This window comes from Morococcus cerebrosus (assembly GCF_022749515.1).
GTDB lineage: Bacteria > Pseudomonadota > Gammaproteobacteria > Burkholderiales > Neisseriaceae > Neisseria > Neisseria cerebrosa.
In genome coordinates, this window is the sequence record NZ_CP094242.1 from 1,109,540 (window position 1) to 1,126,919 (window position 17,380).

General features: G+C 50.7%; 15 protein-coding genes. 2 read left to right on the top strand and 13 right to left on the bottom strand.

Features of this window, described 5'->3' with window-relative positions; translation table 11 throughout:
* Positions 1-105 precede the first annotated feature (105 nt).
* Positions 106-588: a Cys-tRNA(Pro) deacylase gene (gene ybaK / locus MON37_RS05100; RefSeq protein WP_003765517.1), complete on the bottom strand. Its 483-nt coding sequence runs from the start codon at positions 586-588 to the stop codon at positions 106-108.
* Between the two features lie 237 nt (positions 589-825).
* Here ybaK and MON37_RS05105 point away from each other — a divergent pair, with 237 nt between their 5' ends.
* Positions 826-1,176 (top strand): RidA family protein, encoded by a 351-nt coding sequence (locus MON37_RS05105; RefSeq protein WP_039407396.1) that lies wholly within the window; start codon positions 826-828, stop codon positions 1,174-1,176.
* 173 nt (positions 1,177-1,349) lie between these two features.
* Here the strand turns inward: MON37_RS05105 and MON37_RS05110 are convergent, their stop codons facing one another.
* The 4 genes from MON37_RS05110 to rpe form a co-directional block, all read right to left on the bottom strand.
* Complete coding sequence (locus tag MON37_RS05110) at positions 1,350-2,648, bottom strand: adenylosuccinate synthase (protein ID WP_039407399.1); 1,299 nt, start codon at positions 2,646-2,648, stop codon at positions 1,350-1,352.
* Between the two features lie 105 nt (positions 2,649-2,753).
* Positions 2,754-3,905 carry an ATP phosphoribosyltransferase regulatory subunit gene (locus tag MON37_RS05115; protein WP_039407402.1) on the bottom strand — a complete coding sequence of 384 codons (1,152 nt, stop codon included), beginning with the start codon at positions 3,903-3,905 and terminating at the stop codon, positions 2,754-2,756.
* A gap of 255 nt (positions 3,906-4,160) precedes the next feature.
* Positions 4,161-4,481 carry a hypothetical protein gene (locus MON37_RS05120; protein WP_039407404.1) on the bottom strand — a complete coding sequence of 107 codons (321 nt, stop codon included), beginning with the start codon at positions 4,479-4,481 and terminating at the stop codon, positions 4,161-4,163.
* Between the two features lie 87 nt (positions 4,482-4,568).
* Positions 4,569-5,252, bottom strand: coding sequence for a ribulose-phosphate 3-epimerase (gene rpe / locus MON37_RS05125; RefSeq protein WP_039407406.1), 684 nt, complete (start codon positions 5,250-5,252; stop codon positions 4,569-4,571).
* A 255-nt stretch (positions 5,253-5,507) separates the two neighbouring features.
* On the opposite strand from rpe, the gene MON37_RS05130 reads away from it, so the two are divergent.
* The gene (locus tag MON37_RS05130; RefSeq protein ID WP_003767916.1) at positions 5,508-5,936 is read left to right on the top strand and encodes a Spy/CpxP family protein refolding chaperone; all 429 of its coding nucleotides are present in this window, start codon (positions 5,508-5,510) and stop codon (positions 5,934-5,936) included.
* Between the two features lie 177 nt (positions 5,937-6,113).
* Here the strand turns inward: MON37_RS05130 and MON37_RS05135 are convergent, their stop codons facing one another.
* The 8 genes from MON37_RS05135 to MON37_RS05170 form a co-directional block, all read right to left on the bottom strand.
* Positions 6,114-6,980 carry an ATP-binding protein gene (locus tag MON37_RS05135; protein ID WP_039407408.1) on the bottom strand — a complete coding sequence of 289 codons (867 nt, stop codon included), beginning with the start codon at positions 6,978-6,980 and terminating at the stop codon, positions 6,114-6,116.
* A gap of 8 nt (positions 6,981-6,988) precedes the next feature.
* Positions 6,989-7,618, bottom strand: a complete 630-nt coding sequence (locus tag MON37_RS05140; protein WP_039407410.1) for a riboflavin synthase — start codon at positions 7,616-7,618, stop codon at positions 6,989-6,991.
* A gap of 19 nt (positions 7,619-7,637) precedes the next feature.
* Positions 7,638-8,345 carry a tRNA (guanosine(46)-N7)-methyltransferase TrmB gene (trmB, locus tag MON37_RS05145; RefSeq protein ID WP_039407412.1) on the bottom strand — a complete coding sequence of 236 codons (708 nt, stop codon included), beginning with the start codon at positions 8,343-8,345 and terminating at the stop codon, positions 7,638-7,640.
* 521 nt (positions 8,346-8,866) lie between these two features.
* A complete protein-coding gene (gene lpdA / locus MON37_RS05150) occupies positions 8,867-10,651 on the bottom strand; it encodes a dihydrolipoyl dehydrogenase (protein ID WP_039407967.1) in 1,785 nt (594 codons plus the stop codon).
* A gap of 87 nt (positions 10,652-10,738) precedes the next feature.
* A complete protein-coding gene (aceF, locus tag MON37_RS05155; protein WP_039407970.1) occupies positions 10,739-12,358 on the bottom strand; it encodes a dihydrolipoyllysine-residue acetyltransferase in 1,620 nt (539 codons plus the stop codon).
* 240 nt (positions 12,359-12,598) lie between these two features.
* On the bottom strand, positions 12,599-15,262 hold the full coding sequence (gene aceE / locus MON37_RS05160) for a pyruvate dehydrogenase (acetyl-transferring), homodimeric type (protein ID WP_039407973.1): 2,664 nt from the start codon (positions 15,260-15,262) through the stop codon (positions 12,599-12,601).
* A gap of 392 nt (positions 15,263-15,654) precedes the next feature.
* Entirely contained in the window at positions 15,655-16,632 is a 978-nt protein-coding gene (locus tag MON37_RS05165; protein WP_242883762.1) for an IS30 family transposase, read from the bottom strand.
* A gap of 95 nt (positions 16,633-16,727) precedes the next feature.
* Positions 16,728-17,345, bottom strand: a complete 618-nt coding sequence (locus MON37_RS05170; protein ID WP_039408399.1) for a Smr/MutS family protein — start codon at positions 17,343-17,345, stop codon at positions 16,728-16,730.
* Positions 17,346-17,380 lie beyond the last annotated feature (35 nt).

Here is a 17,380-nt window from a genome sequence, read left to right on the forward strand (position 1 = left end):
TGACAGAATGAAAACAGATATAAAATCAGGCATTGTGTTCTTTTTATAAAACCTTCAAATTTGCCCGAATCTGCGTTTCCCGACTTAAAACCGTTTTGCATCCCTTTAGACGGCGACCTGTACATCCTGCGGATTCAAAGCCCGCAAAGCCTGCGGACTGACACCGATGATAAATCCGCGTTTGCCGCCGTTGATATAAACTTTCTCCAAATCCCAAATACTTTTTTCAACATAAACAGGCAACCGGGTTTTCATACCGAAAGGCGTCGTCCCGCCCACCAGATAGCCCGTCCATTTGTTTGCCTGTTTCGGATCGGCAGGCTCGATGTGTTTCATGCCCAAATCGCGCGCCAGATTGCGGGTCGAAATCTGCTTATCGCCGTGCATCACGACGACCAGCCCTTTCTTCGCTTCGTTTTGCAGCACGATGGTTTTGACCACCTGATGCTCGTCCACACCGAACAACTGTGCAAACTGCCCTGTCCCGCCGTGTTCCTCATAAACATAAATATAAGGCTCAAAATCAATTTGATGTGTACGCAAGAAACGGACGGCAGGAGTAACCGGATAATCGGTATTTTTGCTCATGATGCAGTTCCAATAATATTCAGACGACCTAAAACCAATATGACAATGACGCGTAAAAATAGTTTCCGCATCTTTTCAAAAACAACAAAACCGCCCGCCTGCTGTGGCAGACAATCAAGCTGAATGTTACCATAAGCCCCTGCCCAATATCCGCCATCCTGTTCCGACAAAATCGGAAAACCGAAATCCGACAACAGGACAGAATGCCCCGTACGCCCCAACTTCAAGGAATATCAAATGAATATCCGATACCTCGGTACCGCCGAACGCTACTCCGAAGCCGTCTGCGCCGGAGGATTCGTCTTCCTCTCAGGCATGGTTCCCGAAAATCCCGAAGCCGATGCCAAAGCCCAGACCGAAAACGTCTTGGCGCAAATCGACCGCTGGCTTGAAGAATGCGGCTCCGACAAAGCACACATCCTCGAAGCCACCATCTTCCTGACCGATATGAACGACTACGCCGCCATGAACGAAGCCTGGGATGCCTGGACAGCCCCCGGCCGCGCCCCTGCCCGCGCCTGCATCGAAGCCAAACTCGCCAAACCGGAATGGGCGGTCGAAATCAAAGTATCCGCCGTGTGCAAGTGATTGGATTGGACAAGGGGTCGTCTGAAAACTACAGTCGATTTTTCAGACGACCCCTTTCATAAAAAATGCAACGAAAGCAGAGCGATTGGATTGACGGTAAAGTAAATCACCTATCAATACAAAAAGGTCGTCTGAAAGCCCAAGTTTTCAGACGACCTTTTACAATCAAAGCATTATGCGAACGGATGATGCAAAACGATGGTTTCTTCGCGGTCAGGACCAGTGGAGACGATGGCTACCGGTGCGCCGCAGACTTCTTCGATACGTTTCAAATATGCTTTGGCATTGGCAGGCAATGCGTCGTAGCTTGTCACGCCGACAGTCGATTCGCTCCAGCCGGGCATGGTTTCGTAAATCGGCTTGCAGGTTTCTACCGCATCGGAACCGCAAGGCAGGATGTCGGTTTTGCTGCCGTCGGGTAATTCGTAGCCGACGCAGATATTGATGGTTTCAATGCCGTCCATCACGTCCAGCTTGGTGATACACATGCCGGAAATGCCGTTGACTTGAATGGAACGTTTCAACGCGGCGGCATCAAACCAACCGCAGCGGCGTGCGCGGCCGGTTACGGAGCCGAATTCGTGTCCGCGTTCTGCCAAACCTGCGCCTACTTCGTCGAACAATTCAGTCGGGAACGGGCCTGAACCGACGCGCGTGGTATAGGCTTTGACGATACCCAAAACATAATCCAGCATTTGAGGACCTACGCCTGCGCCTGCGGAAGCGGCTCCCGCCAAGCAGTTGGACGAGGTAACGAAGGGGTAAGTGCCGTAGTCAATGTCCAACAGCGTGCCTTGTGCGCCTTCAAACAGCAGTTTTTCGCCGTTTTTGTTTTTCTCGTTCAACACGCGGGATACGTCGGTAATCATCGGCGTAATGCGCGGCGCGACTTTTTCGATAACCGCCATCACATCTTCTGCTTTAACCGGCTCGGCATTGTGCAGATGTTGCAGTTGAACGTTGTAATAAGCGAGGATGGCATCCAGTTTTTCACGCAGTTTTTCAGGATGCAGCAAATCGACAACGCGGATGGCGCGGCGTGCCACTTTGTCTTCGTAGGCTGGACCGATGCCGCGACCGGTCGTGCCGATTTTGCCTTTGCCGCGCGATGCTTCGCGGGCTTGGTCAAGCGCGATGTGGTAAGGCAGGATCAGCGGACAGGTCGGGGCGATTTTCAGACGACCTTCAACGTTTTTCACGCCTGCTGCGTTCAACTCGTCGATTTCGCCCAACAATGCTTCGGGGGATACGACAACGCCGGAACCGATGAAGCAATCCAAGTTTTCATGCAGGATGCCGCTCGGAATTAGGCGCAAAATGGTTTTCTTGCCGCCGACGACCAGAGTATGACCCGCATTGTGGCCGCCTTGGAAACGCACGACACCGCTGGTTTCTTCCGCCAGCCAGTCGACTATTTTACCTTTGCCTTCATCGCCCCACTGGGCGCCGATTACTACAACATTTTTAGCCATAGCCATATAACCTATTAATATTAAAAAATTATCGTGAATCAACTTCAAACCAAGACGGCTTTGCGCCCTGCCCTGATTTGCCTTTAATCCGCTATGAATGGGTATTTAAATTTTCTCAACCTGCCAAACGCCGTCCGACTTTTTCAGACGACCTGCAACCTCTTCCGAAGCATTGTGTCCGATACCGTAGTCGACAACGACACACTGCCCTTGTTCACGCAAGGCTTCGACTGCTTCGCGAGCCGCTTCGGCATCGTCCGCATCAACCAAGACGACGGGCTGCCGCTCAATGGCGGGCAAACGTCCGATAAAGCTGCGCAAGTCGAAACTGAATCCTGTCGCCGGACGCGCACGGCCGAAATATTCGCCCAATCCGTCATAACGCCCGCCCCGTGCGACCGCGTCATGGAAATTGGAACCGTATGCCGCATACAGCAAGCCCGTGTGGTAATTGTCGACACGCAGTTCGGACAAATCGATATGGACTTTCTGATTCGGGAATGCGTCGCACACTGCCTGCAATTCGTCCAACGCGCTGCCGACCGCCGACAGATCAGGCAATCGTTCGCGCGCGGCAGACAACACTTCACGTCCGCCATACAGACGCGGCAGCAGCGAGAATGCTTTTGCCCACATGCCGTCCAGCTTCCAAGCCTTAACCTGCGTTTCGACCGCCTCGGTATCTTTATCCTGCATCAACGCAAGCAGCGTTGCGGACTGCTCCGCATCCAAATGCGCCGCATCAGACAAAGCGCGGAATACGCCAATGTGCCCCAACGACAGCAAAACCTCGCCCATATCGGCAATCTTCATGCTTTTGAGCATCAGGTCAATCAGTTCGATATCCGCCCGTATGTCGGCGAAACCATACATCTCCGCCCCCGCCTGCAAAGGTTCGCGCATATTGAGCAAACCTTCCGGCCGCGCGTGCAACACAGGACCTGCGTAACACAATCGGTTAATCCCTTGATTGGCGGACAAAAGATGTGCATCGATACGCGCCACTTGCGGCGTAATGTCGGCACGGATGCCCAACTGCCGACCGCTCAGCTGATCAACCACCAAAATGGTTTTTAAAGACAAACCCGCGTCAATGTGCGTCAGCAGGGAATGGCTGTATTCCATCAGCGGAGGCTGTACCAGCTCGTAACCGTGCACTCGGAACAAAGTCAACAACTGCTCTCGCGCGCTTTCCAACTGTCGGGCGTTGGTCGGCAACACATCGGCAACATGTTCGGGAAGCTGCCAAGATTGCATGGGAATCTACCTTCTATCTGTTTTTGTAAACGCAAAGGGCTGCTTGAATTTAAAACCAGACGGACACACAGCCCGCTTCTCGAAATACGCCGCGCAAACGATGCAGCGTTTCCAACAAATCTGATTTTAAATTCAAACAGCCCCTGAATGACGGCTTTAAACCGCCGAGTTATTAAAAGCAGACTTTACCATACAAAACAGTTTTGTGCAGCCTGTTTTCATACAAAAGTCGTCTGAAAAAAGATGGGTAATACTCTATTCGCAATGGAGATTGCTTGTTTTCTCTTTAAAAGAATCCATCGCAATTTGGCACATACGTTGCCGTTGTCCCAAATCTGCCGCAGGCAGCGATTGAAATAAAAATTTTGTATTGTTGCGTTGAAAATCGGCTTTCTTGCCTGCCTTTTTATAACACTCGTCTGCGCGTGCGAAATATTGACGGCAGATTTCCGGCAATTCTTCCAACGATAAAGGTTTGTGCTTATGCATCCCATGCGCTGACACAGCCAGCGGAGAGATTGCCAAAATCGCTGCCGCAACAAATTTCAAACTTTTTTGAAACCAATAATTTTTCATAATAAAACCTTAAAATCTATATCTACATGATGATATTGCTTTTCGCAAAATCCACTACGTTTGTTTTCAGACGACCTCAAAGCCTACTCAACCAAGTTGCGCCAGTTGTCCACGCATCTCGGTAATTACCGCCTTATAGTCCGGCTTGCCAAAGATGGCGGAACCTGCCACAAAAGTATCGGCACCCGCCGCCGCGACGGCAGCGATATTGTCGGTTTTGATGCCGCCATCTACTTCGATGGTAATGTGCCGTCCGCTTTGCGCTTCGTACTGTTCCAACATCGCCCGCACTTGACGGATTTTTTCAAGGGTATGCGGAATGAAGCTTTGTCCGCCGAAACCGGGGTTGACCGACATCAACAATACCATGTCCAGCCTGTCCAATACGTTTTCCAAAACGTAGGCGGGAGTGGCCGGATTCAACACCAATCCTGCCTGACAGCCTGCATCTTTAATCAGACTGAGGCTGCGGTCGATATGGCGGCTGGCTTCGGGATGAAACGTGATAATCGACGCCCCTGCTTTGGCAAATGCCTGAATCAGATCGTCAACGGGTTCGACCATCAGATGCACATCAATCGGCACGGTGGCATAAGGCTTCAACGCTGCGCAGACCATAGGGCCGAAAGTCAGGTTCGGCACATAATGATTGTCCATCACGTCGAAATGAATCAAATCGGCTCCCGCTTCGATAACTTTCGTTACTTCCTCACCCAAACGGGCAAAATCGGCGGATAAGATGCTGGGCGCAATACGGAAATTGTGGTTCATAGAAATCCAGTCGGATGGTATGGTTTGATAAACGGATAATTTTTCATATTCTACCACCAACGCCTCATGCAACACTAACTATGCATTGTTAATATTTAACAAAAGTAAGCATATGCATAAATAATTATAGGTTAAGGATATGTTTTGTCAGAAATAAAATAAAGATATGAAGTTAACAAAAGTTAACTGGAGGGATACTGCCTTTCACACGCTAATCGGGTATATTTGCGCGGTTACGGAAACTAGGAAAACGCTGTGTCTGTCGGATTCAAATCTTATTTACCCCTCTGTGCATTATCGGTTGCGCTGCTGACGGCTGTCGGTCAAGCGCACGCCGGCCCCCAATATATCAAGCTGGACGATTTTCAAGCCAATTGCGACATCCGCTCCCTTAATCTGACGCAAGACCAACACAATGCTTTGCGCCGCATCCGTAATGATTACAAACAGGCATCGGACAAAGCATACCGTAAACTCGTCCGCACAGACCGTAACCGCCGCCAAGTCATTATGAAAATCCTTGCGGCAGATAATTTCGATCAAAACAACGCCCGCGATTATGTCGAAACCCGCTACTTGTCGAGCATGGATTTCGCCGTGGAAGAATTGGAAATCCAACACCGTTTCTACCACCTGCTCAATCCGCGCCAACGCCAGATTTGGCTCTCTTCCTGCCTTCGCTGACATATCGCTTTCCTGATTGATCCGTACAAAAAGGTCGTCTGAAATCCTGTTTCAGACGACCTTTTAAACGATATGGCGATTCAAAGCGATGCGGCCGGAAGCAATTGAACCGGAAAAGGCTTTCCCTACCCTTATCCTCCCGCAGATTTCAGTATGACAGGCATATTTCCGAAAACCTCAATCCAAAACCCGTTGTTCCGGCAAACGTCCCGCCCAATCGCACGCAAACTGCCAAGCCGAACGCCCAGAGCGGTTGCCGCGCATTTGTGCCCATTGCAATGCCGCCTTGCGTGCCGTTTCATCAAAATCCACGCCGAAGTCGCCCAGCCAATTTTCAACCGCTTGGAGGTAGTCGTTTTGATCGAACGGATAAAAACTTAACCACAAACCGAAACGGTCGGACAGGGAAATTTTTTCCTCAACAGCTTCTTTTTGATGAATTTCGCCGCGCATGCCCGTTGTCCCGATATTTTCATCCATATATTCAGGCATCAAGTGGCGCCGGTTGGACGTCGCGTACACCAACACGTTGCTGCATCTTTGCGACAAACCGCCGTCCAATGCGGTTTTTAGGGCTTTGTAGGTTTCATCACCGGTTTCAAACGATAGGTCATCGCAGAATACGATGAATTTCTCGGGACGGTCTTTTAGCAAGGAAAGCAGCGCGGGCAGGCTGACCAAATCGCTCTTATCTACTTCAATCAGACGCAGCCCTTGCTCGGCATATTCGTGCAACAAGGCTTTGACCAACGAGGATTTACCCGTTCCGCGCGAGCCGCTCATCAAAACATTATTCGCGGAGCGGCCTGCCAAAAACTGCTCGGTATTACGTTTGAGCTTTTCGGTTTGCGTCCCGACGGCAGCCAGACGGTCAAGCGGGAATGTATGCGGGTTTGGCAGGCTCTCCAAAATCCCTTTTTTACCGACGCTGTGCCAACGGTATGCCAAAGCGTTCCAGTCGGTTTTACCGGGTTTTTCAGGCAACACCAAATCAAGACGGTCCAAAACGGAATAGGCTTTTTGCAAAAAGGTGGCGAGTTTCATATGTGCTCCTATTGTCCTGACATAGCAGGATTTTGCTGCGCCATCACGCGCATCACGGTATCGACAACGGCTTGGGTTTGCGGGTCGATTTCGATATTGATGATGTCGCCCTCTTTCCGGCTTCCAAACAAAGTGCGCGTTAGAGTTTCCGGAATCAGGTGAACATTGAATTCCGTTTCGGTAACGTCGCCTATGGTCAGGCTGCAACCATCCAAGCCGACAAAGCCTTTGCTCAAAATATAAGGTTTGAGCTCGGGTGGCAGTGCAAACCATACTGTGCAGTTAAACTCACTGCGCTCTATCCGCGTAATCCGCGTAGTCGTCATGATATGCCCGCTCATGACGTGTCCGCCGATTTCATCACCGAAACGGGCGGCACGTTCGAGATTGACGACATCTCCCGTTTTCAGACGACCTAAATTGGTCTTTTCCAAGGTTTCTTTCATCAAATCAAAGCTGACCGTATCGCCGTCGATTTGGGTAATGGTCAGGCAGCAGCCGTTGTTGGCGACAGATGCGCCGATTTGCAGATGCTCGGTCATCTCATCGGGCAGCTTGACGACATGGGTGCGGAAATCGGCGGACGGTTCGCGGATAGCGATAATTTCGCCGACACCTTGGACGATACCTGTAAACATGGGAGATTCTCCAATCGGTTTATTTGATGCGTTTGAAAACCAAATCCCAAACGCCGTGCCCCAAACGTTTGCCGCGGGCTTCAAATTTCGTTTCGGGACGGTAGTCGGGCGTAGGCGCGTAATCGGCGGCGGTATTTTGCAAATTGTCAAAACCGCTCAACACTTCCAGCATCTGCTGCGCGTATTCTTCCCAGTCGGTCGCCAGATGGATATAACCACCGACTTTCAGCTTGGGCAGCAGTTTCTGCACAAACGGCGTCTGCACCAAGCGGCGTTTGTTATGGCGTTTTTTGTGCCAAGGGTCGGGAAAGAAAATGTGGATGCCGTCGAGCACGTCGTCTGAAAGCATATTTTCGACCACTTCGACCGCATCGTGCCGCATCACGCGGATATTGCCGATGTGTTCTTCTTCAATCAATTTCAAAATATTGCCGACACCGGGACCGTGTACATCAATCGCCAAAAAGTCGGTATCAGGCAGGCGCTTGGCGATTTCAACAGTCGCCACGCCCATGCCGAAACCGATTTCCAACACCTTGGGACGGTCGCTGCCGAAACGCTGATTCAAGTCCAACACGGAATCTTGGTAATCGATGCCGAATTGCGGCCACATCGTATCAATGGCACGCTGCTGCGCCGCAGTCATATGCCCTTGACGCAACACAAAGCTGCGGATGGAGCGTTTGTGCGCTTCAGGAACGGTGGAATCCGGAGTTATTTTGTTCATAAATCATTTCTTGTATCTGATAAAACTGGGGAAAGGTCGTCTGAAAATCTGCGATATGGTTTCAGGCGACCTCTGAATGTATGGGGTCAACCGTTAAACGGTTCGGTTTATCGTTGATGAATAAGCATGAGACAAGCTGCTGACAGTATCAATCCTGCCGAACTCGTTTGTTTGCTTGCTGTTTTAAAGCATGACTAAATGGCTCACTTGGAGCTTAGGCACGCATTCTTGTTCATTCATTATATAGTGGATTAAATTTAAATCAGGACAAGGCGACGAAGCCGCAGACAGTGCAGATAGTACGGAACCGATTCACTTGGTGCTTCAGCACCTTAGAGAATCGTTCTCTTTGAGCTAAGGCGAGGCAACGCCGTACTGGTTTAAAGTTAATCCACTATATCGTTAATGAAATCACTATCACTGACAATATGCTGTTTGACGAAAAGGTCGTCTGAAAGATTCAGACGACCTTTGACTGATAAATGCAATATCAGCAGTTTAATTCAACTGACTGAATACACTTATTTTTTCTTTTGAGCCGGCAGGTCGGTACAAGTACCCAGCGCCACTTCGGCAGCCATACCGATGGATTCGCCCAAGGTCGGGTGCGGGTGGATGGTTTTGCCGATGTCTTCAGCGTCGCAGCCCATTTCGATGGCCAGACAGATTTCGCCAATCATATCGCCGCCGTTCGGACCAACGATACCGCCGCCGATGATACGGCCGGTTTCGGCATCAAAAATCAGCTTGGTGAAGCCGTTATCGCAACCGTTGGCAATCGCACGGCCGGAAGCAGCCCACGGGAAGTTGGCTTTGGTGATTTTGCGGCCGGATGCTTTGGCAGACAATTCGGTTTCACCAACCCATGCCACTTCAGGAGCGGTGTAAGCCACGCCCGGAATCACGCGGGCATCAAAGTAAGCTTTGTGTCCGGCGCAATTTTCAGCGGCAACGTGGCCTTCATGAACGGCTTTGTGTGCCAGCATAGGCTGACCGACGATGTCGCCGATGGCGTAGATGTGCGGCACATTGGTACGCATTTGTTTGTCGACTTCGATGAAGCCGCGGTCGGTTACGGCAACGCCTGCTTTTTCGGCGCTGATGAGTTTGCCGTTAGGCGCACGACCGGCAGCAACCAATACGGCATCGTAGCGTTGCGGCTCTTTCGGCGCGTTCGCTCCTTCGAAGGTAACGTAAACGCCGTCTTCTTTCGGCTCGACTGCAACGGTTTTGGTGTTGATCATGATATTGTCAAAACGGTATTCGTTTTGTTTTTGCCATACTTTCACCAAATCGCGGTCGGCACCTTGCATCAAACCGTCCATCATTTCAACGACGTCAAGGCGTGAACCCAGCGTGCTGTAAACCGTACCCATTTCGAGGCCGATGATACCGCCACCGATAATCAGCAGCTTGCCCGGTACTTCTTTCAGAGCCAAAGCACCGCTGGAATCGATGATGCGCGGATCTTCAGGGATAAACGGCAGCTTGGTTACGCGGCTGCCCGCTGCAATGATACAGTTTTTGAACGCAACGATTTTTTTCTCGCCGGTAAGCGTAGCTTGCTCGTACACATCGCCGGTAGTCAGCGACACTTCCAAGTGGTGCGGATCTAAGAATTGACCGTCGCCTTGGATAACGTCCACTTTGCGACCTTTTGCCATACCTGCCAAACCGGTAGTCAGGCGGGAAACCACGCCTTCTTTGTAGCCGCGCAACATGTCGATGTCGAGTTCAGGCTCGGGGTATTTGATGCCGTTGGCAGCCAAGTGGCGCACTTCGTCGATAACCGCAGCGTTGTGCAACAAGGCTTTGGAAGGGATACAGCCGACGTTCAAGCAAACGCCGCCCAAGGTTTTGTAACGCTCGACGATGGCAACTTTCAGACCTTCATCGGCTGCGGCAAATGCAGCGGAGTAACCGCCGGGGCCGCCACCCAATACGACCACGTCGTACTCTGCATCGGCAGAACCGCCGAATTGCGCCGCTTGCGGTGCAGGAGCGGCAGTTTTAGGGGCTTCTTGCGCAGGAGCAGCAGGTGCTTCGGCTTTAGGAGCGGCAGCCGCGCCTTCGGCTTCAACGACTACAATCAAACCGCCTTCGGAGATTTTGTCTCCGACTTTGACTTTAACTTCTTTGACCACGCCCGCAACTTCGGCAGGCACGTCCATCGTCGCTTTGTCGGTTTCCAAGGTAATCAGGGTATCATCAACGGCGATAGTGTCGCCTACGTTCACTTCAACCGCGATAATATCTACATTTTCGTGTCCGCCAATGTCGGGCACTTTCAATTCAACTAAGCTCATGTCTAATCTTTCTGAATGATATTCGGACTTCTGTTTTCAGACGACCTGTCAGGTTGTTTGCCGAAGGTCGTCTGAAATACGCTCGGATTACAGGGTAATACGGCGGAAGTCTTTCAACAGGTTCGCCAGGAATACGGTAAAGCGCATACCGGCGGCACCGTCGATGACGCGGTGGTCGAAGGACAGGCTCAACGGACACATCAGGCGAGGAGCGAACTCTTTGCCGTTCCAAACCGGTTTGATTTGGGATTTGCACACGCCCAAAATAGCGACTTCAGGTGCGTTCACAATCGGAGTGAAGCCTGTACCGCCGATGCCGCCCAAGCTGGAAATGGTAAAGCAGGCGCCTTGCATTTCTTGCGGTTTGAGCTTGCCTTCGCGGGCTTTTTTAGACAATTCGGTCAGCTCTTGGCTGATTTGTTTCAAGCCTTTTTGATCCACATCTTTGATCACTGGAACAACCAAGCCGTTTGGCGTGTCAGCTGCGAAACCGATATTGAAGTAGTTTTTCAGCACTAGGTTGTCGCCATCCAGAGAGGCATTGAATTCAGGGAAGGCTTTCAGCGCAGAAACGGAGGCTTTGATGATGAACGCCAACGGAGACAGTTTCACGCCTTCGCGTTCCCATTCTTTGTTCAGCTGTTTGCGGAATTCTTCCAGCTCGGTCATGTCCGCTTCTTCGTGAACGGTAACGTGCGGGATGACTACCCAGTTGCGGGACAGGTTTTGACCGGAAATTTTCTTAATGCGGGACAATTCTTTAACTTCGACATTGCCGAATTTGGAGAAGTCCACTTTAGGCCACGGCAACAAGTCCAGACCGCCGCCCAAAGATGCGCCGGCAGCAGCAGGTTTCGCCGCACCGCCTTGCATCACGGATTTCACAAAGGCTTTAATATCGTCGCCCATGATACGGCCTTTCAAGCCGGTACCCTTGACTTGACCTAAATCCACGCCCAATTCGCGCGCCAGTTTGCGTGCGGAAGGACCCGCGTGTGCTTTGGCAAAAGCAGCTTCGTCGATTTTGGCTGCGGCAGGTGCAGGTGCGGCAACAGGAGCCGGAGCTGCGGCAGGCGCGGCAGTCGGAGCAGGTGCAGCTGCCGGGGCTGCGGCTTGAGCAGGCGCGGGAGCGGGAGCGGCGGCAGAACCGGCGGTTTCCACTTCGATAATGGCAGTACCTTCGGATACTTTGTCGCCGACTTTCAGGAATACGGCTTTAACGACACCGGCGGCAGTACAAGGTACGTCCATAGTCGCTTTGTCGGTTTCCAGAGTAATCAGCGTGTCGTCTTCGGCAACGGTGTCGCCAACTTTAACTTCAACGGCGATTACATCTACATCAGTATGACCGCCAATATCAGGAACGGCTACTTGAACGGTTGCACCGCCTGCGGGAGCGGCAGCGGGTGCAGCGGCAGGCGCAGGTTGTGCTTCAGCGACAGGAGCCGGAGCGGCTTCAGCAGCGGCAGCACCGGTTTCAACAGTCAGAATTACGCCGCCTTCGGAGATTTTGTCGCCGACTTTGACTTTCACTTCTTTCACAACGCCTGCTGCATCGGCAGGTACGTCCATAGTGGCTTTGTCGGTTTCCAGTGTAATCAGGGTGTCGTCAACGGCGATGGTGTCGCCCGCTTTGACTTCTACTGCGATGATATCGACGTTTTCATGACCGCCGATATCGGGTACTTTGATTTCTACGATACTCATTTGAGTTCCTTTGATGATTTCGGTTTGAGGTCGTCTGAAAAACAGTTTCAGACGACATCACTTATGTTTTCCGGCACGGATAACCATTTCCAAGTCAGCCTTTCTGCGCTTCGAACCTTTTGCACGACTTGCGCCCGCTGCTTGTTAACTAGAGGTTTATCCGTTATACAAACCGTCAACGTATTCTTGATTCAGACGACCCCGCAAGCAAATTTACTTTGAGGTCGTCTGAAAACAGGATTAACGTTTCCAGCTTGGCGCCACGTCGGCATTGATGCCATATTTTTCGATGGCTTGCTGAACGGTTTCTTTGCTGACTTTGCCTTGTTCTGCCAATGCGCTCAATGCTGCCACGGCAACGTTGTAGCGGTCCACTTCGAAGAAGCGGCGCAGGTTGGCACGGCTGTCGGAACGTCCGAAACCATCGGTACCCAAGACATGGTAGTCGTTCGGGATGTACGCGCGGATACGGTCGGCATAGCTGCGGATATAGTCGGTAGCGGCGATAACCGGACCGTCATGACCTTGCAGTTGTGAGGTAACGAAAGGCACTTTTTCAGCTTCCAACGGATGCAGGCGGTTGAAACGTTCTACTTCGATGGCATCGCGGTGCAACAGGTTGAAGGACGGGCAAGACCAAATGTCTGCTTCTACACCGAAGTCGGCTTTCAGCAATTCGGCACCGGCAATCACTTCTTGCAGGATGGTACCGGAACCCATCAATTGAACTTTCTTGTCGCCTTTGCCACCGGCTTTCAGCAAGTACATACCTTTCAGGATGTCTTGTTCCGCACCTTCAGGCATGTCCGGATGAGCGTAGTTCTCGTTCATCAGAGTGATGTAGTAGAACACATCTTCGTTATTGGCATACATACGGCGCAGGCCGTCTTGTACGATAACGGCTACTTCGTATTGGAAGGTCGGATCGTAAGAAACGCAGTTCGGGATCAAATCGGCTTGAATGTGGCTGTGGCCGTCTTCGTGTTGCAGACCTTCACCGTTCAAGGTTGTACGGCCGGCAGTACCGCCCAACAGGAAGCCGCGCGCGTGCATATCGCCGGCAGCCCATGCCAAGTCGCCGACACGTTGGAAACCGAACATAGAGTAGTAAATGTAGAACGGAATCATCGCGAAGTCGCTGTTGGCATAGCTGGTCGCTGCAGCAATCCAGTCAGCCATCGCGCCAGGCTCGTTAATACCTTCTTGCAGGATTTGACCGTCAACGGATTCTTTATAGAACATCAGTTGGTCTTTGTCTTGCGGGGTGTATTGTTGGCCTTTCGGATTCCAAATACCGTATTGGCGGAACATGCCTTCCATACCGAAGGTACGGCTTTCGTCAGGAACGATAGGTACGACACGTTTGCCGATTTTTTTGTCTTTCAGCAAAGTAGACAGGATGCGGACGAAAGCCATAGTGGTTGAGAATTCACGGTCGCCGCTGGATTTCAGTTGAGTCTCAAATGCTGACAACTCAGGCACTTCTAGAACTTCTTGGGTAGGCTTGCGTTGAGGCAGGTAGCCGCCCAAAGCTTCGCGGCGTGCGTGCAGGTATTTGTACTCTTCGCTGTCGGGAGCAAAAGTCAGGTAAGGCAGATCGCCGCTGTCAATTTGCTCGTCGGTAACAGGAATGTCAAAGCGGTCGCGGAATTGTTTCAGAGACGCTTTGTCCATTTTTTTGGCTTGGTGGGCAACGTTTTGACCTTCACCGGAAGCACCCATACCATAACCTTTAATGGTTTTTGCCAAAATTACGGTAGGTTTGCCGTCTGCATGGTTAGCTGCGAGATCATAAGCGTTGTACACTTTTTGAGGGTCGTGACCGCCGCGGTTCAATGCCCAGATTTGCTCATCGGTCATATCGGCAACCAATGCTTTCAATTCAGGGGTATTGAAGAAGTGTTCGCGAACGTACGCGCCGTCTTTGGATTTATAAGTTTGGTAGTCGCCGTCCAAACATTCTTCCATGCGTTTGCGCAGGATGCCGTCTTTGTCTTTTGCCAAGAGACGGTCCCAACGGCGGCCCCAGATGACTTTAACGACATTCCAGCCTGCGCCGGCAAAGTTGCCTTCCAATTCTTGGATGATTTTGCCATTACCGCGGACAGGACCGTCCAAACGTTGCAGGTTACAGTTGATGACGAAAATCAGGTTGTCCAAACCTTCGCGTGCCGCCAATGCGATGGCGCCTTGTGATTCAGGTTCGTCCATTTCGCCGTCGCCGCAGAAACACCATACTTTACGGCCTTTGGTTTTTGCCAGGCCGCGGGATTCCAAGTATTTCAGGAAACGGGCTTGGTAAATCGCCATGATCGGACCCAAGCCCATAGATACGGTTGGGAATTGCCAGAAATCAGGCAGCAAGTGCGGATGCGGGTAAGAAGGCAGACCATGTCCGTCTACTTCCTGACGGAAATTGTTCAGTTGGTCTTCAGTCAGACGGCCTTCAACGAAAGCGCGGGCATAGATGCCTGGAGAAACGTGGCCTTGGAAGAATACCAAATCACCTTCTTCGCCTTCGCCTTTAGCCTTCCAGAAGTGGTTGAAACCCACTTCGTACATGGTTGCTGCGGATTGGAAAGATGCGATATGACCACCCAGCTCCAAATCTTTTTTACCGGCGCGCAATACGATGGCGGCGGCGTTCCAGCGCACGAATGCACGGATGCGGTGTTCGATGTTTTGATCGCCCGGAATGCCTTTTTCGTCTTCAACCGAAACGGTATTCAAATACGGGGTGGTTGTGCCGTGAGGCATACGGACGCCTTTGTCGCGGCTGTATTTAACCAGATGCTCCAACAAGTATTGTGCGCGTTCGCTGCCTTCGTATTCTAGAACTGAGCTTAACGCGTCCAACCACTCTTGGGTTTCAATCGGGTCAACATCGTGTAATTGGGTGGACATAGTATCTATCCTTATGTTGAGTGTTATTCAATGACGGAGGGTTATACCCCTAATGTTTTCGTTTGCGAAAATTGATGTACAAAAACGAAAAATTTCTAAAATCAAATCAAATAAAATTAGATAATCTAAATCTTTTCAATCAGTTAAAAACTGGATTAAAAACAAAAGACGCACTGGTGAATTTATTTGAATCTGCTTCGCTTCGAATCGTATCAGCAAACGGTATAACTAGCAAATTTCAATTTAATATATTCAAAAACAATCAAACTTTTCCCATTTAATTTTCTTTTTTAATACAAAAACGAAAATAAAATGAAAAAAACCGAAATAACCTTTTAACCGTTTTTGAAATAGCTTTGCTGCTATATTTCAGACGACCTTGGATTCGGATTTCAAGTGCAACACCAGGGTACCAGTGGTTGGAACAGATTCAAGAATAAAACACTTGGCGTTTCGTAGCCAAGTGTTTTTCTCGGCCGGTGGTTCAACTCATCTTGAACCCTGCGTATCTCCCGATCGCTGATGTTTCGGAAATCGGTTTGTTTGGGGAAATATTGCCGGATGAGTCCATTGGTGTTCTCATTCAGCCCTTTCTCCCAAGAATGGTAAGGGCGGCAAAAATAGGTTTTCGCCTTCAATGCTTTGGCTATTTTGGTGTGTTGGTGGAACTCTTTGCCGTTATCCATGGTGATGGTGTGGACTCTGGCTTTATATGCCTTTAATACCCTAATGGCCGCCCGGGCAGTGTCTTCGGCTTTTAAGTTCTTTAATTTGCAGATGATGGTGTAGCGGGTAGTGCGTTCGACCAAGGTCAATAACGCGCTTTTCTGATTTTTGCCGACGATGGTGTCGGCCTCCCAATCGCCGATGCGGGTTTTCTGGTCGACGATAGCAGGTCGGTTTTCTATGCCGACGCGGTCGGGCACTTTGCCTCTGGTCCATGTGCTGCCGTAGCGTTTGCGGTAGGGTTTGCTGCATATTCTGAGGTGTTGCCACAAAGTGCCGCTGTTGCTTTTGTCTTGGCGAAGGTAGCGGTAAACGGTGCTGTGATGGAGTGTGATCCCGTGGTGTTTATGCAGGTAGGCACATACTTGTTCGGGACTGAGTTTGCGGCGGATAAGGGTGTCGATGTGTTGAATCAGCTGCGAATCGAGTTTATAGGGTTTTCGCCGGTGCTGTTTGGTCAGCCGGCTTTGCTTCTGTGCTTTTTCGGCGCTGTATTGCTGTCCTTGGATGCAGTGCCGCTTGATTTCTCGGCTGATGGTGCTTTTGTGGCGGTTGAGCTGTTTGGCGATTTCGGCGATGGTGCAGTGGCGGGACAGGTATTGGATATGGTATCGTTCGTCTTGGGTCAGTTGTGTGTAGCTCATGGCAATCTTTCTTGCAGGACAGGCCGTATGCTACCGCATACTGGCCTTTTTCTGTTATGGAAAGTTGCACTTCAAATGCGAATCCGCCGACCTTTTTACTGCTCCTCCGAATGCCGGCGCTTGATAAGGATGCGGACAGCGCCGTCATTACCCTCGCGAGGTTCGATATAGGCAAGGACATCCGGATGCTGCATCAGCCAACGGCGCGTCATATTTTTTAAAACAGGTTTATAGCCTGCCGAACCCAGTCCGCTACCGTGGACAATTTCGGCACAAACGCCGCGCTTTTGGACAAACACGATAAACTCATTTAATACCTGTTGTGCTTCTTCTTGCGTATAGCCGTGCAAATCAACATCAGCAACGACGGGATAATGGCCGTTACGCAAGCGTTGCAGGTCGTTTTTACCTTGCCCGTTCTTACTGAACGAAGCAGGCGGCTCATCCCAACCGCCGCTGCCGATATAAAAATAATCTTCTTCATCTAATGAAGATACTTCTTTCGGACGCGGCTTTATCGGCGATTTATCGCGCGGAGCAGAATAATATTGCGAAGTTTGTTTCAACGGGGTTACCGTCCCGACCATGCTTGCAAAATCCGCATTTTCGGCTTCTTGCTTTTTAGCTGCCGCTTCTTCTGCGGCCTTTTCTTCCGCTTCTTTTTTCGCCTGTTTGCCTAAGGCCTGAAGAGTAGATTGGAAATCTGTTTTCATAAATGGATACCTGAAACGCTAAATGATTTTCAGAC

Bases quoted from the DNA above. Each gene is read 5' to 3' on its own strand.
- MON37_RS05105 (WP_039407396.1), top strand. From the start codon at position 826: ATGAATATCCGATACCTCGGTACCGCCGAACGCTACTCCGAAGCCGTC.
- aceF (WP_039407970.1), bottom strand. From the start codon at position 12,358: ATGAGTATCGTAGAAATCAAAGTACCCGATATCGGCGGTCATGAAAAC.
- MON37_RS05110 (WP_039407399.1), bottom strand. From the start codon at position 2,648: ATGGCTAAAAATGTTGTAGTAATCGGCGCCCAGTGGGGCGATGAAGGC.
- MON37_RS05170 (WP_039408399.1), bottom strand. From the start codon at position 17,345: ATGAAAACAGATTTCCAATCTACTCTTCAGGCCTTAGGCAAACAGGCG.
- MON37_RS05140 (WP_039407410.1), bottom strand. From the start codon at position 7,618: ATGTTTACAGGTATCGTCCAAGGTGTCGGCGAAATTATCGCTATCCGC.
- MON37_RS05165 (WP_242883762.1), bottom strand. From the start codon at position 16,632: ATGAGCTACACACAACTGACCCAAGACGAACGATACCATATCCAATAC.
- aceE (WP_039407973.1), bottom strand. From the start codon at position 15,262: ATGTCCACCCAATTACACGATGTTGACCCGATTGAAACCCAAGAGTGG.
- lpdA (WP_039407967.1), bottom strand. From the start codon at position 10,651: ATGAGCTTAGTTGAATTGAAAGTGCCCGACATTGGCGGACACGAAAAT.
- MON37_RS05115 (WP_039407402.1), bottom strand. From the start codon at position 3,905: ATGCAATCTTGGCAGCTTCCCGAACATGTTGCCGATGTGTTGCCGACC.
- MON37_RS05135 (WP_039407408.1), bottom strand. From the start codon at position 6,980: ATGAAACTCGCCACCTTTTTGCAAAAAGCCTATTCCGTTTTGGACCGT.
- ybaK (WP_003765517.1), bottom strand. From the start codon at position 588: ATGAGCAAAAATACCGATTATCCGGTTACTCCTGCCGTCCGTTTCTTG.
- MON37_RS05120 (WP_039407404.1), bottom strand. From the start codon at position 4,481: ATGAAAAATTATTGGTTTCAAAAAAGTTTGAAATTTGTTGCGGCAGCG.
- trmB (WP_039407412.1), bottom strand. From the start codon at position 8,345: ATGAACAAAATAACTCCGGATTCCACCGTTCCTGAAGCGCACAAACGC.
- rpe (WP_039407406.1), bottom strand. From the start codon at position 5,252: ATGAACCACAATTTCCGTATTGCGCCCAGCATCTTATCCGCCGATTTT.